We start from the raw sequence: 22,753 nt of genomic DNA, 5'->3' as shown, positions 1-22,753 counted from the left end.
TATGTATTAAAAAGAAGCTATCATTACTTATAGCTTAACCATTATTTACTATATAAGTTTTGCAATCTAGCTCTCAATTTTTTAATATGTATATATATATTAAAAATTATATTTGTAAAATTAATAGATTTATCTAGTCCACATATTGGATAAAGAAATTGAAATATCTTTGCTTTAATATTCTTTCCTGGAGGATTATTTAATCTACCATTTCCTTTTATTCCCTCTTGAACATCTCTCTTTTCATATATTAAATACTGTTTAATTTCATTAAAATATTTTAAACCACGATCAGTATTTATTAAAATTAATGATGGTCGATTACTCATCTTATCAATATTATTTAACTTCTTTAACCCCCAAAAATCAGCTATAGTTATATCTGAGATTCTACTGCCTTTAGCATATTTACAATCATAACAAGAATTTCTGCTAATCATATTAGCATAAAATGCACTAAAATATGTATCTTTTGTTTTATCTTTTTGATAGATAATATTTTCATTTTCAAGTATGGTCAACTTTTGATCATATTCTCCTCTAAATAATATTTTATCAATTTTTTTAATGTTTAAATTATGAATATGTTTTTTAAGATATTCATTTGGTGGGGTTCCATGACATACAAGATCAACAGTTATTAAATTTTCATTACTTTTTCCAATAATTGATTTGAGTCCAGCTACTTGACAAGGTGTACCAACAAAAACTACTTTACCATCCTTTAATTTTTCTTTAACATCTAAATAAATATCATAAGAATTACTTTGTGAGTATTTAGAACCCCGTATCTTTGAAATATCTTTTTCAGAATTAACAAGAAAATGTTTTAAATTAATATTACAATCATAGTCACAACCATAAAAATAATTATTATTCTCTAATTGATATCTAGCCATTACAGTAGCAATCCCACCAGAAGCAGATTTAATTCTATCATCTGATTTTTTACTCCATGCAACATAACATTTATATGGTGTAGAATAAGATAGTTGTTTATTTTGTGGACATGTATTAACACATTTTTTACAAGCGATACATTTTTCTAAATTGATATATGGTACTATTTCAGATAATTTATTTTCTCTCATAGAAATACATCCTGTTGGACAAGATATCATACATGCCCCACATCCTGTACAATTATTTTTTGTTATTTTCATAATCTAACTTTCCCAATAACCATTGTCTTGAAAATTCTCTAAATTTGTTGATTTTATTAGTAACAATATCATAATCAATCATTTCATTATTATAATATTTATAATTTTCTTCACTTATTAAAATATTAATTAAATCTAAATATTCTAAAATCGAATAAATTCTTATATTTTGAGAGTTATATGCACTATCATTAAATCTTTTTAAAATAGAAAATTGCTTTTCAAATATTAAAGAAAATAGTAAACCATGATATGAATCCGTAATAACATATTCACTATGCTGAATTAAACTTATAAATTCTAATGGGCCAACTCTCCCTTTATAAACTTCTTCTTGATCACAATACTCCATTTTATTAGGAATGATTATCATCTTAAAATTATTTCTATTACAGTATTCTTTTGCATACTTATAATACCAATCTTTATTTTCCAAAAAATAGCATACAACAAATTTAGATCTACTTTTTAGGGTTGCTTTTTTCGCTATATTTTGCCAAAACAATTTATCATTTAATAATGTTGGATCACATACCCACGCCACGTCTTTTTTTAATATCTGTGTCAATTCATCACTTGTCTGCTTTTCTCTTACCGAAATACCATAAAAATCACTTAACCACTTCTTTATTTGTTCTTGCTTTGTAATTGGAATTGATGCAGTTCCCATACTTGGAGCATAAGCTATTTTTTTCTTATTCACAAAATTTAAAAAGAAAAAACCATCAAAATTTATGTCTGCAACTGACCAAACTTGATCACTCCCACATATAAAACAATCAAATTTTTCATTTAAAGTTTCCATTTTTTCTCTCGAATAACAGAAATCAATCTTCAAATTTCTTTTTTTAAATTTTTCAAATTTTTTTTGAGAATTTATGTAATATCTATATCTAAAATTTCTTTTTGCAACATATAATAATGAAAAAATTCTTTTTGGAAAAAATAATTCTTTTTCTTTCAAAATTTTAGTATCAAAAAATTTACTTTTTTCAATCCGATAAGGAATAATTTCTTTATCAGAAATAATTATATTATCTATTCCATTATTTATTAGAAATCTTTGTAAAGAATAAGCTTGTAGTTCAGTTCCATAATTATTATATGTTATCCACGTTACTGTAGCTGTTTTCATTATAATTTTTTCACCTCAAACGATGGAAGAACGGTATGACCCCAGGATTTTATATTCCAATTCATACCATAGTGTAATTCTGGTTTATCATTAATTTTAAATGTTGAAAAATTATTAATTACACATATATAATTATGCATTCCTAACTCATTTAATGTAAAAGCTGACATTCTTAAATAATACTTTGCTGAAGCCAGAATACTTGTATCTAAAACAAGTTCTATTTCTCCTATTTCGTCTTTCTTTATAGAAATTTGATTATTTGAAATGCACATTCCTAAAATTTCTTGTCCTTCTGATAAAACTACTAATCTAAATTTAATATCACTAATATTATCAACTGCCTTATATTTGATTTTAAATTTAATCTCATCACCACAATAGATATTCGAAATATCATTTTTTATTTCTAATTTTTCAATAAATAATTTCTGTTCACACCACTTTTCATGATCGTCTAAAGTAAATACCTTATCTTGTGCCTCAATATTATTATTTCCCAAATAAATAGCAATGCCTTCTTCTACATCACCTTGAAAGATAACTTTTCCTTTTTCTAAAACAACACATCTATCACAAAGTTGTCTAATTGTATTCATATTATGGCTTACATAAAGAACAGTTCTACCCTCTTTTATGGATACATCCTTCATCTTATTTAAACATTTTTGTTGAAATTTCATATCACCGACAGCTAAAACCTCATCCATTATCATAATTTCAGAATCTAAATGTGCAGCAACACTAAATGCTAGTTTTACATACATACCTGATGAATATCTTTTTACTGGAGTATCAATAAATTGCCTACATTCTGAAAAATCTATAATTTCTTCTATCTTACTATCTACCTCAGCCTTACTCATCCCCAATATTGCACCATTTAAATATATATTTTCTCTTCCTGTTAATTCAGGATGAAAACCCGTTCCTACTTCTAGCATACTTGCAATACGTCCATTTATATATATATTTCCCTCAGTAGGTGCTGTAACCCTAGAAAGTAATTTCAATGTTGTTGATTTTCCAGCACCATTACCACCAATTATTCCTAAACGCTCACCTTTATAAACCTCAAAATCAATACCATTTAATGCATAAAATTTTTCATTTGAATTATTTATCTTTTGACCTATTTTAGCATTTGGATCTTCTTTTCCCTTTACTTTTGCCCACCAGCTTTGTAAATCACCTTGTAATGTACCTCCACCAATTGTTCCTAAACGATATTGTTTCTTCACATTTTCTATTTTGATTGCTAATTCTTTTTGCATATATATCCCTCCTAGATTGTATCCATGAAAGTTTTTTGAACTTTATTGAATAAAATAATTCCAGAAAATAAAACTATTAAAGTTGTTACAAAACTAATACCTAAATACAACCATGGTATACTACCAGATCCTAAAAAAGCATATCTAAACGTTTCAACAATTGGCGCAACTGGATTTAATAACAATATACCTTGCCATTTTAAAGGAATTTGTGATAACGGATATACTATTGGAGTAGCATACATCCAAAGTTGTACTCCAAATGTAACCAAAACTGCTAAATCTCTATATTTAGTAGTTAAAGAAGAAATAATAATACCAAACCCTAAACCTAATAATGCTATCATTAGTAATAATAATGGACTTAACAACATATAAATATTTGGATTTACTGTTCCAGTTGAAAAAGCATAATAAACTACAAAAGCTAAAAACATAGCAAATTGCACACCAAAATTAATCAATCCTGATATAACAGTAGATATAGGAGTTACTAATCTAGGAAAATATACTTTTCCAAATACTGCAGCATTACCTATAAAAGTATTTGCTGTTTTTGTTAAACAAGTAGAAAAATAAGTCCAAATAGTATTACCTGCCATATAAAAAACAAACTGTGGCATACCATCTGTAGAAATATTAGCAATACCACCAAATACAATTGTAAACATTAATGTTGTTAAGATTGGATTAATGATAACCCAAGCAGGACCTAAAATAGTTTGTTTATACATAGTTTTAAAATCTCTCTTTACAAACATCCATATCAAATCTTTATAATTCCATAATTCATTTAAATTCAGATCTAATAAATTAGCTTTAGGTTTTATAATTGTTGTCCAATTTTGCATGATTTTTAATCTCCTTTTTATAAATTATCATAACTAGATTATTTTTTTCTTTTCATTTTATTTATTAGTGTTTTGCTAAACCAATATAAATACATAAACTTTGGAAAAAATTCATTGTATAAAGCTGGATAAGTAGAAATTTTAATATTTATTTGTTTTCTTAACTTCAATACTTCTCTAATGAATTTAATACGATATTTCTCTTTAATAATCCAACTTATCCCATTTTGTTTGATTTTATTCAAATTGTAACTAACTCCTTGAATATATGCATCAGCCACCCTTACATAAGCTTTGTTATATCCATTTTGTTTAAAAAAAACTAATTGAGTTTCAAAAGCTTCTAGTGCATCTAATCTTCTAATATTCCACTGTGACTGCATAATACTATCATAGTTAATAAAATATAAATATAATGGTGCATTAACAAAAGCAATTTGCCTTGAATTAAATAAAACTAAATAAGTAGTAAATTCATCTTCATGAAGTTTACCAACTGGATAACGAATTTCATTAAAACAATCCTTTTTATACAATTTTGCACAAGCAATTGTAGCAACTATTCTTTGTCTCACATAAAAATCTTCCACATTATACTTTTCATACAAAAAAGGCTTTTTCGCTATTTTAGCTTCTCCCTTTGTCCTTATATAATCACAAATACTTATATCCACATTTAATTGAATTGCAGCATTATGCAATTCTTCTAAAAATCTGATATCTATCCAATCATCACTATCTATAAATGTTATCCATTTACTGCTACTATTTTTAAAAGCCCAATCAATTCCTGCATTCCTAGCTGCTGACAACCCTCTATTTTCTTGATGAATAACATGTATTCTTGTATCTTTTTTTGCATATTCATCACATATCTTGCCACAATTATCTGGTGATCCATCATCAACAAGTATAAGTTCAAAATCATTATAAGATTGGTTTAAAATACTAATAATGCATCTATCTAAATATTTTTCTACCTTATATATAGGTACTACTACACTAATACTTGCCACATAAACACCCCCTATAATAAATATAACTAAAAATATTTGTACTATTTTATTATGATAACACTTCAAAAATAAGCACAAATAATAATTATTACTTAATAGCTTTTTTATATAAATTTATTAAAATAAATTATCTAAATCTACTCTATCAAATACTTCTAATTTTCCCCCTCGAGTAGCATTATATATTTTTAAATCATGATTAACAGCAAATCTTTTTGCAGCTACATAAGTAAAAGTACTTTCATCTGTATTAGGTATGTATAAATTATCCTTATCTTGATTGTAATCTTCACTAAAATAATCTTTTACTGAATTATCTATAATAATTTCACCATTACTATTCATACTCATATGAAAATGATGATCCACTCCTATAAGATAAATTTCTTTTATTCCCATATAATATGCAATTTGTAATGCTGTATATACAACTGTTTTTGAATTAATTATACTTTTCGAAATATCAGTACTAAAAGAAGGCAAATTATTATTTTCCTTTGTTATAATATGAAATGGTAAAACATCTTTTATATCCAAATTATAATACCATTTCATTTCTGCAGGAATGAATTTAATTAATGCACTTAAATTTTCAACTTCTTCAATACATCCCGCAAGCATTTTTTCATCTTGTGAAATATAATAAGTTGGTCGCCATTTAGTTTGATCAAAAATATGATAAATACGATTAAATGCAAATGTAATTTCATTATTTTTATATAATTTACTTAAATCTTCAGCCTTAAGACTTGGCCCATTTCCAATAATAAAACATCTTTTTCCTAAATGAATATTTTTTAATTTTTTTAATCTTCTACCTTCTTTAAAAAGATAATAGTGTCTAGCTTTAAATCTAATACTTCTTGCCTTTATAGATTTAAATATCTGCATTTTTTTCACCTATACTTCCAAACATATAATCTATAAACTCTCTAACTGCACCATGACCAGCATTATTTTTACATATATAATTAACCTCTTTTTTTATTTCTATTACAGCATCATTAGGACAAGCTGTTAAACCACAATACTTTATACAATCCAAATCATTAAGATCATCACCTATATAAGCTATTTCATTAAAACTTAAACCATATTTATTAGCTACTTCTTTAAGTTTTATTATTTTATTACCTATCCCTTGATATAATTCATTAATTCTCAATTCTTCAGCTCTTTTTTCTAATATCATAGATTTTCTACCAGTTATTATAACTGGTATTACTCCATGATCTTTTAAATTCACTATTCCATAGCCATCTTTAACATTAAATGCTTTCATGACTTCACCTTGATCAGATATATATATTTTGCCATCAGTTAATGTCCCATCAACATCCATTACTAACATTTTTACATTTGTCATCTTACTATACCTGCCTTATATATGTCCTGCATAAGTATTGAACCTATAACTTTTTTATTTTCATCAAGAACTGGCATACATGTTATTTTTAAATCACTCATAATCTGTAATGCATTAACTGCCATTTCTCTTGAATCTATATATTTTGGAAATGGAGTCATAACATGATCAACAATTTCATTATAAACATCTATACCTTTTTCAAGCATTCTTCTTAAATCACCATCTGTAATAATTCCTTTAAGGTACTTATTTTTATCTATAATCGTTACCATACTAAGTCCTTTACTGCTCATTTCTATTATTGCTTTTCTTAATGTACTCCCCTCTTCAATAATCGCATTTTTACTATCAGAATGCATAACATCCTTAACTTTAACTAATAATTTTTTTCCAAGTGCACCAGCTGGATGATGAAGTCCAAAATCTTCTTTTGTATAATTCCTTACTTTTGATGCAACTACCGCCAAAGCATCCCCCAAAACAAGCAATGCAGTAGTACTTGATGTAGGAGCAAGATGCATGTAACATGCCTCTTCAAATTCAGGAAAATAAAAATGATATTGGCACTGTTTTGCCAATGTAGATCTTGGTTTACCAGTTATAGCTATTGTTGTACATTGTATTTCTTGTAATACAGGTAATAACTTTGTAACCTCTGTACTTTCACCACTATAACTTGCCAACAATACAACATCATTCTCTTCAATCATTCCTAAATCCCCATGCATAGCTTCTGCAGGGTGCATGAAAAATGCAGGTGTTCCTAAACTAGCAAAACTTGCTGCCATTTTTGTTCCTATATGGCCTGGTTTTCCCATTCCAGTAATAATTACTTTTCCTTTGCATTCAAGAATTTTTTTAAGAATAATTTCAAAGTTATTATCAATTGCATCTCTAGTTTTATAAAGTGCTTCAATTTCTTTATCAAATATACTCTTTGCTTCTTTTATAATATCAAAATCATTGATCACCATTATTACCTCTTATTCTCTATCAATATATTGAACTGCTTCATACACTTTTTTTAATTTTATAAGTAACTCTTTCATTTCTTCTAATAACACCATATTAGGCCCATCAGATTTTGCACTATCTGGATCTGGATGAGTCTCCATAAACAAACCATCTACCCCTACTGAAATAGCTGCCTTAGCTAAATATTCAACATATTTTCTATTTCCTCCTGTACTAGTTCCATTACCACCTGGCTTTTGTACACTATGAGTAGCATCAAAAATAACTGGTACTCCAAAATCTTTCATAACTCTTAAACCTGTCATATCAACAACCAAAGTATTATATCCAAAACTAGTTCCTCTTTCACACAGCATAACATTATCATTCCCTGATTCTTTTACCTTATCAAGACAATTCTTCATATCCCATGGTGCTAGAAATTGAGCTTTTTTTATATTAATACATTTACCTGTTTTAGCAGCTGCAACTAATAAATCTGTTTGTCTACATAAAAATGCTGGAATTTGAATAATGTCTGCTACTTTTGCCACTTTTTCTGCTTGCCATGGCTCATGGATATCTGTACAAATTGGTAATCCATATATATCTTTTACCTTTTGTAATATTTTAATTCCTTCCTCTATCCCTGGTCCTCTAAACCCATTAATTGATGTTCTATTAGCTTTATCAAATGATGCTTTAAATGTATATGGTATACCTAATTCATCTGTAATTTTCTTCATTTCTTTTGCAATTGAAAGAACCATTTCTTCTGATTCAATAACACAAGGCCCTGCAATTAATTGAAACATATTTTTTTCCTCCTATTTATCCAAATTATTCTCTTTCATATATCTTTCTACTTGTATTCTATCTTTTTGTGTATCTACTGACAATGTCTTACAATGTGCATTAATATAATAACAATCCTTTCTATTTTCTATAAAACGAAATGAATCATTCTCCTCTATTTTCTCAATAGGCCCTCTAGGTGTATTATGGTAATAATCTAACGCCTCTTGAGTAAATGCTCCAACTCCAACAAACTTATGGTAAATATAATTCATTTCTCCTTTAGGAAATGGAATCGGTGCACGTGATATAAATAAACAAATTCCATCTTTATTAGTCACAATCTTTAAATTCGTAGGATCCACTACCTCTACTGGATTAGAAAAATCTGTCATAAGATTAGAAACATAAAATCCATCTTCAGGTATTGCTTCAGGAATACATTTAACAATATCTTTTGCCATTACAAGTGGCTCATCCCCATTAATCATAACATATAAATCTGCTTCAATTATCTTTGAAACTTCATACAATCTTTCTGTAGCAGTTTCACAATCAGATGAAGTTATAATAACTTTAGCTCCAAAACTTTCAGCAACATCTTTTATTTCTTTACTATCGGTAGCCACATAAACTTCATCAAAACACTCTACTTCTTTACTATGTTTCCATACCCAATAAATCATTGGCTTATCACAAATTAATGCTAACGGCTTATTATTAAATCTCGTTGAACCCTTACGGGCTGGTATCATTCCTATAATTTTCATTTTCTTTTTCTCCTTTTATTAGATATTAATTTTATAATTTATGATTTTAATTTTATTTAACAAATTCACAAGCCAAGAATCAATAACCATTCTTTTAATAAAATCAATAATACTGCAAACAATATAAATAATTACAATTGCAATAAACATATAAGGTACCCATTTTATATTGTCATAAGTTGTAGATGCTCTAAACACATTATTAAATAAAAAATCCATTATATTATAATCTCCATGTATCAAGAAAACTGCAAAAGCACTAGAAGAAAATATATTAATAATGTTACTTTGAAAATTTATTTTTAAAAATAAACCAAATAAAGAAACAGCTGCAATTATATTTAATGGTGAATTATATGCCCAGCTATATGAAATAAATACTCCTAAAAAACCAAAATTTCCAATATGTACAACTGACGTTAACAATATACAAATACAAAATAAAAACAACATTTTCTTTTTAGATAAATCTAAACCAAATTTTCTTATAAATCCAGCTATAGTATACATCAAAATAAGATGTATAAAACCATACCCATAATCATCAATTGGCGGATTTGGAAAAAAACTAGGCCAGATAGAAAATAACATAATCATAATAATCAAAAAAGTAGTATATTGCTTTTTTGTGATTTGATTAAGAACTTTATTTAAAAATGGTATTAATAAATATAAGACAATATAAGCTTTAACAAACCACCTATATCCTGCTAAAATAGGAAACCCTGCTTTCAAAAAACCTCCCAAGCTTAATGAATTTATTTTTAATAAAACACTAACAAAATAAAATACAATTCCATATATTAATACATCTAATAATAATTTTATAATCTTCTTTATACTAACTTCAGAAAATGTAATCATAAAATATCCTGTAATCAACGCAAAAATATTAACCCCTAGATTACATACACTCATGACTAAAACAAATATTAGATATGAAATAGAATTATGATTGATTGAAATCTCTGCTTTACTACTTCCTAACCAGTGTACACCAATAATCATTAACATTGAAATTATTCGTAACAATTCAATATTTGACTTTCTTAAAGAAAAAAATTTTTTCATATCTTTTCCCCCAATACTTCTTTTTTAAGATTTACAATTTTTTGAAATAACCAATATACATAATAGTTATGTCTATTTAATATATTAATAATTAATGGATTTTCATTTTTGCATGTAGCATTCTCTAAACAAAATCTAAATTCTTTAGATTTTATCATTTTTTGATTATAATGCATTTTTTTGATAAAAGAAATTGTATTTCTTTTATCAAAAGTATAATCAAACATACTTATAAATGTGCATAACCATTTATCACAATAATCATTTAGTTGATTTTCTTTAATTAATGGCAAGCGTATCCAAAATACTTGTAAATGCTGTAAAAACCAGTTTTCATGATAACTATGCAAAGTACTCATCAGATTTTCATTGTAAAAATATAATGGTTCATGAATATAAGTAATAGAGTTACAACATTTTTCAAAATACTCAACATTAAATAAAACATCTTCCCCTACGTTCATATTTTCATCAAATTGTATTTTATTATTTATTATTTTAATTCGATCAAATATCTTATTCCACATAGCCCCAGATATTCTTTCATCAAATACTTTTTTATAATCTAAATCTTTTGACTCAATATTTTTTTCTATAAGTACATGGCAATTATTATTTTTATCTACACTAAAAATATTTGATACAATCCAAGAATTAGGGAACATTATCGCACTATTATACATTTTTTCACACCAATTAGAAGATACATAATCATCACTATCACAAAACATAAGCCATTTTCCTTTTGCAACTTTAATTCCAGTATTTCTAGCTGCTGATACTCCTGCATTAGTTTTATGAATTACTCTAATACGTTTATCCTTTTTTGAATATTCATCACAAATCTCTGGACATCTATCAGGAGAACCATCATCAATTAAAATCAGTTCAAAATTAGAAAATGATTGAGCTAAAATACTATCTACACAGCGATTAATAAATGTTTCTGCTTTAAAAACTGGTACAATAATACTTATATCTATTTGATCATTTAACATCAAACTTATTCCTCCTCTAAATAATTTTTATCAATTTATACTGTCATATATTTTTTTCATTATTATTTCTATTGAATATGTCCTTTGAACTGTTTTTAAAGAATTACAAATAAGAATCTCTTTTAACTTCTTATTTTTACTTAATAATAATACTTCTTTAGAAATATCACTTGGATCTTTAGTTGTTAATATTCCATTTTTATGCTGATCAATAAACTCCTCTGGTCCAATTGATCGAGTAACTATACAAGGTTTCTGCAAAGTTAATCCTTCCAATACTGTTAAACATTGCGATTCAACAAGTGATGTATGAATCAACAAGTCTGCATAATAAATATAAGGATAGGGATTATTTTTTGAACCTATAAGTTTTATATAATTTTTAATATTATATTCATTAATTAATTGCTTAATCTTATCCTTTTCAGGTCCATCTCCTACCACATACCAAATAAAATTATTAAACCCTTGTTGTAATAATTCATTTGCAATATAAACAACATTATCAACATGCTTTTCTAAAGATAACCTTCCAACTGTTATAAACTTCCATTCATGTTCATCATTTAAATAAGGATTAAATAATTTTGCCTTATTTTCGATTGATTCAATATCAATCATATTAGGTATAACAATCGTTTTATTAGTCAAATTCCCAAAATAATTTTCAATCATTAATTGACATCCCTTTGATACTGAAACAATAGTATCAAACATATCAAATGTTTCAATCATCCTTTTTCTTGTCTTTTCACTATATTGACACTCACCATGATGCCACCAACATATTTTCTTTTTACTATTTACACAATTTCCAACAACTTCACCACAAAAACCAACTCTAAAAGCAATTGCACAATCATAATACTTATTTATTTTTAATAGTGGTCTTGCTAGTTTTAAAAATTTTTGATTTATCTTTGAAGAAAGTATTAAAATAATCTTCATGAAAAAAGTAAACCAATCTTTTTTCTTTAGACATTTTTTAATACACTCTTTATAAGATCCATATGTACTAGTAATATCTAGAAAGTGTAAATTAACCTCGTTAGGTAATTCATTATAATAATCACCCAAACCTTCAAATAAGATTAAATCAACTTCATATTCTTCATAATTAAAATTTTTTAATATATCAATAAGAGACTTTTCTACTCCACCTACATTAAGATGACCATTTACAAATAATATCTTCTTTTTCATAATTAACCTCATAAATAAAATAAAGCTTTTATTCTATATTTATAAATAAAAGTAATAATCTTTAATTTCCATGATATATTTAAAGAATTAATTTTTATTCTAGAAAACATATTACACACATCAATATTTTCTAGAATATTTTTTATTTCCTTTTCCTTTATTTTCTTATCTAAAGCCGATGTTTTTATATTATCAATACAATGATATACAATAAACAATAATACTAAATCTACCTGCCTTTGAAAATTATAATCTTTTAAAAATAAGAAAAATTTTTCAATTTCTATATGTAATTGTTTCATAATCATCCATTTATTTTTATAAAAAACATTTGTAACAGATGTTGGATTATACATATAATGATAATAATAATTATTCTTCATATAAAAAAATGAATTTGCATAATACATGGCTTGTGCACCAAATAACAAATCTTCTGAAAATCGTAAACCATCTTTATAAAAAATCTGATGACTATCTAATAATATTTTATTAAATAAACAAACACAATTAGATATAGTTGGTGGATAATTAACTGAATTGGTCATTAATAAAGTGGGAAAATATTCTTTATAAAGCATTTCCTTATTATAATAACCTTCCCTAATATTATGCGTAAAAACTTCTCTAGTATTTTTATTTTCCTTATAACAATCACATAATACTATATCGCAATTGTATTCTTCATTAATTTTCATCATATTTTCATACATATCTAATTCAATATAATCGTCGCTATCTATAAATGCAATGTAATCACCTTTTGCATTAGATAATCCTATATTCCTTGATGATGCAGCCCCACTATTTTTTTTATGAATCACTTTAACTCGCTTGTCTCTTTTTTGATACTCATCACAGATTTCAGAACTACTATCTGTTGATCCATCATCTATTAAAATAACTTCTATATTATAATATGTCTGTCCAAGAACACTATCAACACAACGATATAAATATTTTTCTACATTGTATACAGGAATAATAACACTTATTTTCTTCATTTCAAATATTTCACCACCCGTTTTATGTATAAAGTTTATCTAAAAATACTTTTATTTTTATAGTAACTAGTATTTTAATCATTTATTATACTAAACTAAAAAACAATCAAACATTACTAATATTAAAACAATCACACTATTAATAAAATATATTTATATAATTAAAATAAATAATTTTTTTATTTTTTATAAGTTTTTAAATAATTATATGCATCTTTAAAAAACAAAACATCAATATACCCAATAATAAATTGTCCAGTTTTAAGGAAATGATGTTTTTCTTAATGTATATCTATTGATGTAAATAATTCAATAAAAAACTGATCTATTTAAAAATATTACAAACATTGATATATTAAAAATTCAATAAAAATTATTTCATATATAATTTTAACCATATTAATAAATAAACAAATTAACAGTATCATAAATACAATATATATTATTTTAATTGCTAATATTAAATCTTTAAGTTATAAATTTTATATCTATACTACATAATAAACAATAACATTTATAATCTACTAAGTCACTTTTCTTTTTTATAAAACAATTTCTCACTATTTTTGTTTCCAATTAATTTAACTAATATCTTTTTTATAATTTTTTTTACTTTAACATGCCAAGGCAACCATGAAACTAAAAATAAATGCTCACAAATTGTATTATCTGTGTTTTTTCTAATACAATAACCATAATCATATGGAGAAAAATACTCTTGTGGATAAATAATAATATTATTATCTAAAATCTGATATTCATTATTTTTTATTAATCCTTTTTTTAGTAAAAGATTTGTTAATTTTGTAACATTAGTTCCAGAAATAATATTTCCATTATCATCATAAAACATATGATTTATATATAAATCGTAAAAATCCTTCATCAATATAAACCCTTTTTGACAAGCCATAAAACTAGTTGCAACATAATAATCCTGTTCAAAACCTAAAACACACTTATGACAAAGAATTTCATCAAAGTCTTTATAAACCATAACATCTGTATCTAAATATATACCACCAATTTCATACAACGCTTTAACCCTTGCTACATCACTTACAAATGCATACTTACCAGCTTCATAAGCATCCTTTGTATATTTTAAAATATTAATATCAAAATTTGTTTCATTCCATTCAATAATTTGATAATCTGGTAATTTTAAATACCAGCTATTTATACACTCCTGAACCTTTTTTGGTTTTTCTTTGTTTCCAAACCAGCAATAATGAATTATTTTAGGAATCATACTATTTCCTCCAAAATCTTATATACTTTATTAACTTCCAGACTATTTGTATAATCATTTTTCTTAGTATTTTCAATTAATTGATCACATAATTTTAGATTTTCTATTACTTCAATAATTTCTTTAGCGCAAGATTTATTATCCATTGAAACTATAATTCCATCATATCCATCTATTAATTGACTTTTAGAAGTTGCATAATTAGTAATAATGACTGGTTTATTTAGTATTTGTGCTTCCCTAACAGTTACTGCTTTTCCTTCATATCTGGATGGCTGGATATAAACATCGCAGACTTTTATATATGGATAAGGATTGTCCTTTTTTCCAAGTATATGTACATAATTTTCAACTTTATATTTCTTTATTTTAGATTTAATTAATTCTTCATCTCCACCAAAGCCAATAATATTCCATTGAATATCTATTCCTGAATTAATAATATATTTACAAATTTCTGGAATATTATCAAAATTCTTAGCTTCACAAAACCTTCCAATCGACAATAAAAAAATACAATCTTTCTTCAATATATTTTTATCATGCTTATCTATTTCCAGTGTTGCCTGATTAAAAACATAAGATTTTGAAATTATATTTTCAATCATAATAGATTTATGTTTTAAAACAGGATAAATTTTATCTAATGCTTCTTTACATTCATCAGATACTGTAACAACATAATCTACTAACCGATATGCTTTTAAATCCATCTTTTTATCAGGATCTAATATCGCATAATCAGTATGTATCCAGGCCATTTTCTTTTTTGCATTAATTTTTTTCATGTAAAAAGGCACACCCTGAAAGGAAATAGCTAAATCATATTTTCCTTTAATAACAGGTAGTAATTTTGATATATAGTAAGATGTATATTGCATAGATTTCCATACACCTTTATTCTGTCTTTTTATTTTTACCTTTATATTTAAAACTATTTTAGACCAAATACGTATTAAACCAAATAAAAATAATTTACTCTTTAATAAATCAACAATAGGTCTATCAAATGTTGTATATTGATTAACTTGAGGTAATATATTTACATGAGCAGGAATATGTGACATTAATTCTCCTTCATGTCTAAACAAAAATAATGAAACTTCTATATCTTCCCTATGTAATGAATCTAATAGTCCTATTAAACTTCTTTCTGCTCCACCAATAAACATAGAGGGCATAATAACTAATATTTTCTTTTTCATTAGTTTTCCCTCATTTCTTCAATTATCAAATTATCTTTTTGTCTAACAATTGTATAATCAGGTATATTACCAGAAATTACACAGTTAGCCCCAATAACACAATTTTTTCCAATATGAGTTCCCTTTAAAATAACCACATTTGAAGCAATCCAACAATGATCCCCTATACTTATTGATTCAGCTTTAAATTTATATAAAACACCCATATTTTTAGAAAATTTATGATTATTATCATAAATTTTTACTGATGGACCAAATAAACATCCCTCACCTATTTTTACCTCTTTTTGACAACTAATTACCATTCCTTGGTTAAAATATGTATTTTTACCAATCTCTAATATAGCATTTTTACCAATAAAAATATTTCCATATCTTTCAATAATAACATGTTTAGCTAATTTAAAAAAAGAATTAGTATTAGTTGTTATTTTAACAAAAGGGTGAATATCTTGTATAAAAGAAACATCCCAGTTTCCTTTTTTCATAATTTTTTTTAACCAAAGAATTATTGAATAATAAATAACTTTTATATATTCCATAATAAAATTTATACCGATCCCTTTTTTATTGTTAATATTTTTAAACAAAATCCAAATGGTATCATTAAAATAGTTAATAATTTCTTTGGTGACTCTTTAATAAAATTAGGATTTTTAGCTAATAAACTACTTGAAACATAATGAATATTTTCAACAAGTAATCTTTTCTTTGATCTTGTATATTTCATATTTATTTTTCTTATAAAAGCAAAACCTTTAGGGTTTTTATAATATTCTTTCCACATAGTATTACTAGAGCCATCTTCTTGGTATTCAACCACACACACTGGCTCATTTAAAATTAACATTTTATAATCTTGAGCAATTAATCTATATTTATATCCTAATGAAACATACTTTTCATTAAAAAAAACTGGATATGCAGGATATGCATTAATTATTTCTGTACGATATATAAACTTTTTATCCCCTACACCACCATTTTGGTAAAATTCATCTGTAGACATCATTTCTACGTTTGTAGGAAGTTCACTTCCAATCACTTTACCACTAGATAAATACACATCTAATGCCATAATACCTGCCACTTTATCATTACCGCTTTTTTCCCATTTATCTAGTATTAATTCAATGGCATTATCTGTCATATAATCATCTGAATCTATACATACATTTAATAATGTATGTATATTTTCATAAGCTGTATTATGAGCAGTATGCATACCACCATTTTCCTTATAAACATATTGAATCTCAAAATCATTATTTTCTTGTATCCAACAATCTACAAGTCTACCTGTACCATCACTTGAACCATCATCAACAATAAGCCATAAAAAGCGTTTATCAGTTTGCCTTTTTAAACTTTCATATGTTCTAGGTAAAGTATGAGCTCGATTATATGATGGTGTAAAAACTGTTATTAATGGTTCTTTAAATTCTCTTTTTGACATTTTATATAAAAATCCTCCATCCACTTAGAAGTAAATTTAACATCATATGCATTTAAATCATTAATATAACTATGTGATCTATCATAATTAAAATATTTTATTATCTCAACAATCCAATCTTGTAAAGACGAATTTAATGATACTTTTGTAACTATATCAGTTAATATAACTTCATCTGTTATTGTATCTGATATAACTGAAGGTAAACTAGCTGCTTGAGTTTCAATTAATGTAACAGGTAATCCTTCATAAAATGATGGAAACACAAAACAATCCATTCCTTGTAAAAGCTCATTTACATCTGATCTAACCCCTAAAAATAATACATCATTTTCTAATCCCATCTCTTCAGCTTGTTTTACTAATTTATCATAATTTACTCCTGTCCCTACTAATACCAATTTAACTGGATACTGATTTTTCATTTGCTTTATAAGATTTAATAAAAAAGCTTGATTCTTTTGTTTATTATCCATTCTTCCCACATGTCCAATTACAAATTCATTCGTAACTTTTAATTCATTTCTTATTTTTTCTCTTATTTGTTTGTTATAAGCAAATTGATTTAAATCAATTGCATTATTCAAAACTTTAAAATTATTCTTACTAACTATCTTTTTTCCATATCTAGATATTCCAGCATTTAATGAACAACCAAAGAAAAAATCTGCAATATATCTTGTTGGATATGAAAATATTGTATACAGTCTCTCCATATAACTATTTACAACAACTGCACAATGACTATGGGCTATTGTATATAATCCAAATTTATTTGCTATATGCAAATATATAGCAGCTGTACTTCCTAAATGTCCATGAACTATATAATATTCATCTTTATGATTTTTAAAAAATTTTTTCCACCATTTTACATATTGAAAATGATTTTTACCATTATAATGTGGACAATGGTAAATCTTCCCCCCCATTTGTCTAATTTCTTCATCAAAAATAGCTGGTCCAGTACAATTTTGTACAAAATCAAATTGAATTTTTTCTTTATCTATACTTCTATACAAATTCATAATCATAGCTTCAGCACCACCACGATTCATAATGCCAATAACATGTAAAATTCTTATCGGTTTCTCCATTTTTAAAACTCCTCTTTAAAAATAATTTTACTTGGATTATGTTTACAAACTTGATCCTCTTTTGAAGGTAAAGTCATATAATCTTTATATTTAACTTCTAACATATGACCATAATCTTTAAAAATCATTAGATCAGTATCACAAAAACTAATCAGACTATATTCTTGAACTAGCTCTTTTGAAAAATAAAGATTTAACACAGAATAACATGAAGTATCAACTAAACAATAATTATTAGTTAAATTATCATTAGAAGATAACTTTTTTCTAGCTAAATATAATAAATATATTTGTATTTTCTTTGGAATTAATTGTAAAACTCTTTTTATTATTTTTTTCATTAAATTATCATTTACATTATAATTAAAACCTCTAGTTAATAATATTTGACAGATACTATAAAAACGCACTTTAAATCGTCCTATAGAATTTTGTTTAACCTTAGTAAATACAAATACATCAATCCAAATTCCATGATGACCTTTCTTTTCATCTTCTCCATCAGTTAATAAAACTGTACCATTTTTACGAATCTTTGAGTGACTTATACCACTTTCAAACTCTTTATCAGCATCTTGAAAATAATAACCATTTATAGGATTATCATACCAACATTTAACAAATTTAATATAATTCTCAGGTGTCATAATAATATCCACATCATCATCCCAAGGAATAAACCCTTTATGTCTAACTGCTCCTAAAGCGGTACCCGCATATAATGAATATTTAATATTGTTCTTTATACAAAAATCATGAAAATCTTTTAAAATTTCTAATTCAACTTCCTGTAATTGTTTAAGTATATTATTTTCCATATCATCCCTCACCTATTTAAAACAATGTATCAATAAATTCCATAAATGATATTGTCCGATAAGTTTCATCAAAATTAATATTTTCATATACAAAAAATATTAAAAAGCATACTATAGCTATAGATTTTATTACTTTAGCAGATTGTAATTGGAAAAGTTCCGCAATTATTCTAGGTAAAATACAAATAGAACCTAATACAAAATAATTAGAAAATCTTCCAAACATATTAGCACCATTCATTAATGCTAATAACATAAACATCAAACTAATAATACTCATGTTTCCAAACAATTTATAATGATCACTCATTCTTGAAGATAGTTTATGTTTAAAAAGAAATGTCAATAAAGGAATAACTGCATAAACAGCTACCCGAAAAACATTCATACGATTACCATCAAATACTTCATCACTAGTAACAGTTTTACCTGCACTATCAGCAATCTCCAATAATGATGATATAGATGATTGAAATGTCATCATTATTGTAAGAGTTCCTAATAATAAAAGAGTTCCCCGATAATTCCAAACATTAGTATAAAATAATGGTAATATTAAATAGCCAATAGCATACGTATGTATCAAAATAGCAATTATAACGATAAAATAATATTTATAATATTTTTTTTCAATTAACGCATTTAGTGCTAATGTTAATATTGCCATAGCAGTAACTTGTTTCATTGCAGCCATTGAAAATGTAAATGTTCCAAATGCAAAAAATAGAAATATTGCAAATGGAAAATATCCATCAACCGTATACCGTTGGATAAATCTAACAAACAAAGTTGTATTAAAAAAGGCGAATGCCATAAAATATATGCGATAATTATCTGTAAATGTCCTAAATAAAGATACGATTGCATAATATAATGGATTATGAAAAATATCTAAATTTTCAGGATTTGATAAAAACATTTGAATTGTCTCAGACCTATTAAAACTTCTAATATATGCAGTTGTATCATTATAACTAGTTCTAAGACCAATAAATAAAGACATTACAATTATTAAAATTATTAAATAAATATCCCAACGCTGTTTCTCTCCACTTTTACATACCCCTATACCATTATATTGAGAACAATAAGCTAGAAAAACAGAAGTAATCATTACAATTATTAAATTACGCAACGACTTTTCCCCCTATTTTTCAATCTCTTTAATTGTATTTTTTACAACTTTTCTTTTATCAAATTTCATTTCCATCAACTTCCTAGCTTCTTTACCCATATTTATTTTACTTTTATCATCTAATAAAACAAATTTCTTCATTTTTTCATATAAATCATTACTATCTTTAACATTAACTAATAACCCCGAGACATTGTTAATTACTCCTTCCCTACATCCTGATATATTTGAAGCAATAACTGGTCTTGACATAGAAGATGCCTCTAATATCGTATTTGCCATACCTTCATGATATGAGGGCAAGACTAAACAATTTGCCTTTTTCAAATATGCTTTAATATCCATTTGAAAACCATGATAATCATAATGTACACTATTATTCAACTCATTAATCTTATCTCTATAATTATCTTCAAAAGGACCAACAATATCTAAATGAACATCATACCCTTCTTCTATTAATCGTTTCATAGCTACAAACAACTCATCAACACCCTTTTCTTTCATAATCCTACCAATAAAAATAAAACGAGTTGTTGAACTAAAATAATATTCTTCTTCATGAAACTCATTTAAATTAACCCCCGCACCATCCAATAAACATGCCTGGGGTTTATTAATTAATTTTTTTTCTAAAAATAAATTCATGTTACTTTCATTTTCAAAAAAAACTGTTTTGACTTTAGAGAAAGCTATTTTATATAAAACAGTAACAAATTGTGCTAAAAAAGGTTTTTGAAAAGCTGTCCCTAATCCAGTTATATTGGAACAATATTGAACACCTAACTTTTTTGCAGCTATACCTGCATAAATATTAGGTTTAATTGAATAAGTTAAAATCATATCTGGTCTATTTTTTTCGATAAGATTTTTATATTTCTTATATAATTTATAATCAATAATTGGATTTATTCCACGACGATCAACATCAATATCAATTATTTTACATCCTATTTCCTGAAACTCTTGAGTAAATTCATTTGCTGGCATAACCAACGTAATCTGGTGTTTTTTCAACAATTCCCTAATCAACTCTTTACGAAATTTATATAACATAAAAGAATGATTGGTAATTATAAACATCTCCACTACTTTCACCCATCCTCTCTGGTTTGTATATTACTTAAGTTTCTGTATTAGCATAATAAGTTTTTTTATGACAAACAAAAAGAAATACATACTATATTTCTTTCATCCTTATATTCAATTCTTCTTTCTTATTTAAATATTCTTGTTATTTATCTTTTATATTTATTGAACCAGTCCCTCCTTCTATCACCCCATCACTTTTCAATACTGATACTATTGTTCCAAAAAAACATTTCAAATCAAACAAAAAAGAGATACATTCTATGTATTCTCCATCTAACTTTGCTTTTACTTGTATTTCCAATTCATCTCTTCCATTTATTTGTGCCCATCCTGTTAATCCAGGTCTTACATCATTGGCATGATATTTATCTCTTTCTTCAATTAAATCATCTTGATTCCACAAAGCTGGTCTTGGACCAATAATTGCCATTTCACCTTTTAAAATATTAATTATTTGTGGCAATTCATCTAGCGAAGTTTTCCTTAAAAACTTACCTGCTTTGGTAATAAACTGATCAGGATCTTTTAACATATGTGTTGGTATATCTTTTGGGGTATTTATATACATTGTTCTAAATTTTAAAATATTAAAATATGTCTTATTAATCCCAATCCTTTTTTGTTTAAATAAAATAGGTCCTCTACTATCTATCTTAATCCAAATACACAAGATAATAAAAATAGGACTTAATATCACAAGTCCACATAAAGCTAAGATAAAATCTATAACCCTTTTGATTCCATTTTTATACATTTTATACCTCCCTTATAAAATAAATTCAATCTCCATTTATGTTTTACCTTTACCTTAACCCTAAAACAAATTTTACTTAATAAAACCTTTTCAAATATAATTTTAATTCTTAAAATTTAATAATTTAGTCATATAATACTATAAAAGGGCATAGTTCCCCCTTACCCAAGATAGATACTATATTCAAACATTTAAATGTGCGGTAAACCAGCTACATTTACTTAATTTTACTTTTATTATTTAGTTTCACTATGTTTTTTATTAATGAATAATCATACTCAAACAAGACAATTCATTATATTTATCAACTTCAAATTATTAGCTTTCAACAACTTATTTCT

The 22,753-nt window shown here is 25.7% G+C and carries 23 protein-coding genes; all 23 read right to left on the bottom strand.

Annotation, left to right across the window (positions count from 1 at the left end; all coding sequences use genetic code 11):
* Positions 1-41: 41 nt before the first annotated feature.
* The 23 genes from BMW96_RS03110 to BMW96_RS03000 all read right to left on the bottom strand — a co-directional run bounded on the left by BMW96_RS03110 (position 42) and on the right by BMW96_RS03000 (position 22,412).
* Positions 42-1,163 (bottom strand): Coenzyme F420 hydrogenase/dehydrogenase, beta subunit C-terminal domain, encoded by a 1,122-nt coding sequence (locus BMW96_RS03110; protein WP_092352405.1) that lies wholly within the window; start codon positions 1,161-1,163, stop codon positions 42-44.
* The gene (locus tag BMW96_RS03105) at positions 1,144-2,298 is read right to left on the bottom strand and encodes a polysaccharide pyruvyl transferase family protein (protein ID WP_092352403.1); all 1,155 of its coding nucleotides are present in this window, start codon (positions 2,296-2,298) and stop codon (positions 1,144-1,146) included. Before BMW96_RS03105 ends, BMW96_RS03110 begins: the two co-directional genes overlap by 20 nt.
* The gene (locus BMW96_RS03100; protein WP_092352401.1) at positions 2,298-3,572 is read right to left on the bottom strand and encodes an ABC transporter ATP-binding protein; all 1,275 of its coding nucleotides are present in this window, start codon (positions 3,570-3,572) and stop codon (positions 2,298-2,300) included. The genes BMW96_RS03105 and BMW96_RS03100 overlap by 1 nt, the downstream gene beginning before the upstream one ends.
* Positions 3,573-3,583: 11 nt before the next feature.
* Positions 3,584-4,423 carry an ABC transporter permease gene (locus BMW96_RS03095; RefSeq protein WP_092352399.1) on the bottom strand — a complete coding sequence of 280 codons (840 nt, stop codon included), beginning with the start codon at positions 4,421-4,423 and terminating at the stop codon, positions 3,584-3,586.
* Positions 4,424-4,461: 38 nt separating this feature from the next.
* On the bottom strand, positions 4,462-5,439 hold the full coding sequence (locus BMW96_RS03090; RefSeq protein WP_157796026.1) for a glycosyltransferase family 2 protein: 978 nt from the start codon (positions 5,437-5,439) through the stop codon (positions 4,462-4,464).
* A gap of 117 nt (positions 5,440-5,556) precedes the next feature.
* Positions 5,557-6,330, bottom strand: a complete 774-nt coding sequence (locus BMW96_RS03085; RefSeq protein WP_092352395.1) for a 6-hydroxymethylpterin diphosphokinase MptE-like protein — start codon at positions 6,328-6,330, stop codon at positions 5,557-5,559.
* Positions 6,317-6,805 carry a KdsC family phosphatase gene (locus tag BMW96_RS03080; RefSeq protein ID WP_092352393.1) on the bottom strand — a complete coding sequence of 163 codons (489 nt, stop codon included), beginning with the start codon at positions 6,803-6,805 and terminating at the stop codon, positions 6,317-6,319. Before BMW96_RS03080 ends, BMW96_RS03085 begins: the two co-directional genes overlap by 14 nt.
* Positions 6,802-7,782 carry a KpsF/GutQ family sugar-phosphate isomerase gene (locus tag BMW96_RS03075; protein ID WP_092352391.1) on the bottom strand — a complete coding sequence of 327 codons (981 nt, stop codon included), beginning with the start codon at positions 7,780-7,782 and terminating at the stop codon, positions 6,802-6,804. The genes BMW96_RS03080 and BMW96_RS03075 overlap by 4 nt, the downstream gene beginning before the upstream one ends.
* Positions 7,783-7,791: 9 nt before the next feature.
* Positions 7,792-8,577, bottom strand: a complete 786-nt coding sequence (kdsA, locus tag BMW96_RS03070) for a 3-deoxy-8-phosphooctulonate synthase (protein ID WP_092352389.1) — start codon at positions 8,575-8,577, stop codon at positions 7,792-7,794.
* A gap of 12 nt (positions 8,578-8,589) precedes the next feature.
* Positions 8,590-9,327 carry a 3-deoxy-manno-octulosonate cytidylyltransferase gene (locus BMW96_RS03065; RefSeq protein WP_092352387.1) on the bottom strand — a complete coding sequence of 246 codons (738 nt, stop codon included), beginning with the start codon at positions 9,325-9,327 and terminating at the stop codon, positions 8,590-8,592.
* 18 nt (positions 9,328-9,345) lie between these two features.
* Positions 9,346-10,398 (bottom strand): acyltransferase, encoded by a 1,053-nt coding sequence (locus tag BMW96_RS03060; RefSeq protein WP_092352385.1) that lies wholly within the window; start codon positions 10,396-10,398, stop codon positions 9,346-9,348.
* Entirely contained in the window at positions 10,395-11,396 is a 1,002-nt protein-coding gene (locus tag BMW96_RS03055) for a glycosyltransferase family 2 protein (RefSeq protein ID WP_092352383.1), read from the bottom strand. The genes BMW96_RS03060 and BMW96_RS03055 overlap by 4 nt, the downstream gene beginning before the upstream one ends.
* 30 nt (positions 11,397-11,426) lie before the next feature.
* Positions 11,427-12,599, bottom strand: coding sequence for a glycosyltransferase (locus tag BMW96_RS03050; RefSeq protein ID WP_157796025.1), 1,173 nt, complete (start codon positions 12,597-12,599; stop codon positions 11,427-11,429).
* Between the two features lie 8 nt (positions 12,600-12,607).
* Positions 12,608-13,603 carry a glycosyltransferase family 2 protein gene (locus tag BMW96_RS03045; protein WP_092352379.1) on the bottom strand — a complete coding sequence of 332 codons (996 nt, stop codon included), beginning with the start codon at positions 13,601-13,603 and terminating at the stop codon, positions 12,608-12,610.
* A gap of 529 nt (positions 13,604-14,132) precedes the next feature.
* Entirely contained in the window at positions 14,133-14,855 is a 723-nt protein-coding gene (locus BMW96_RS03040; RefSeq protein ID WP_092352378.1) for a glycosyltransferase family 32 protein, read from the bottom strand.
* Positions 14,852-16,060 (bottom strand): glycosyltransferase, encoded by a 1,209-nt coding sequence (locus tag BMW96_RS03035; RefSeq protein ID WP_092352376.1) that lies wholly within the window; start codon positions 16,058-16,060, stop codon positions 14,852-14,854. Before BMW96_RS03035 ends, BMW96_RS03040 begins: the two co-directional genes overlap by 4 nt.
* A complete protein-coding gene (locus BMW96_RS03030) occupies positions 16,060-16,548 on the bottom strand; it encodes an acyltransferase (protein ID WP_162207471.1) in 489 nt (162 codons plus the stop codon). Before BMW96_RS03030 ends, BMW96_RS03035 begins: the two co-directional genes overlap by 1 nt.
* A 62-nt stretch (positions 16,549-16,610) precedes the next feature.
* A complete protein-coding gene (locus BMW96_RS03025) occupies positions 16,611-17,516 on the bottom strand; it encodes a glycosyltransferase family 2 protein (RefSeq protein ID WP_092352374.1) in 906 nt (301 codons plus the stop codon).
* Positions 17,486-18,613, bottom strand: coding sequence for a glycosyltransferase (locus tag BMW96_RS03020; protein ID WP_092352373.1), 1,128 nt, complete (start codon positions 18,611-18,613; stop codon positions 17,486-17,488). The genes BMW96_RS03025 and BMW96_RS03020 overlap by 31 nt, the downstream gene beginning before the upstream one ends.
* Positions 18,614-18,615: 2 nt before the next feature.
* Positions 18,616-19,431: a LicD family protein gene (locus BMW96_RS03015; RefSeq protein ID WP_092352371.1), complete on the bottom strand. Its 816-nt coding sequence runs from the start codon at positions 19,429-19,431 to the stop codon at positions 18,616-18,618.
* Between the two features lie 16 nt (positions 19,432-19,447).
* Positions 19,448-20,566 (bottom strand): EpsG family protein, encoded by a 1,119-nt coding sequence (locus BMW96_RS03010; RefSeq protein WP_092352369.1) that lies wholly within the window; start codon positions 20,564-20,566, stop codon positions 19,448-19,450.
* Between the two features lie 12 nt (positions 20,567-20,578).
* Positions 20,579-21,649 (bottom strand): glycosyltransferase family 4 protein, encoded by a 1,071-nt coding sequence (locus BMW96_RS03005; RefSeq protein ID WP_244881249.1) that lies wholly within the window; start codon positions 21,647-21,649, stop codon positions 20,579-20,581.
* Between the two features lie 151 nt (positions 21,650-21,800).
* On the bottom strand, positions 21,801-22,412 hold the full coding sequence (locus BMW96_RS03000) for a sugar transferase (protein WP_092352365.1): 612 nt from the start codon (positions 22,410-22,412) through the stop codon (positions 21,801-21,803).
* Positions 22,413-22,753 lie beyond the last annotated feature (341 nt).

It is taken from the genome of Thomasclavelia cocleata, from assembly GCF_900102365.1.
Taxonomy (GTDB): domain Bacteria; phylum Bacillota_I; class Bacilli_A; order Erysipelotrichales; family Coprobacillaceae; genus Thomasclavelia; species Thomasclavelia cocleata.
Note: the sequence above shows the minus strand (reverse complement) of the source record. Positions and strands in the feature narration are given on the sequence as shown.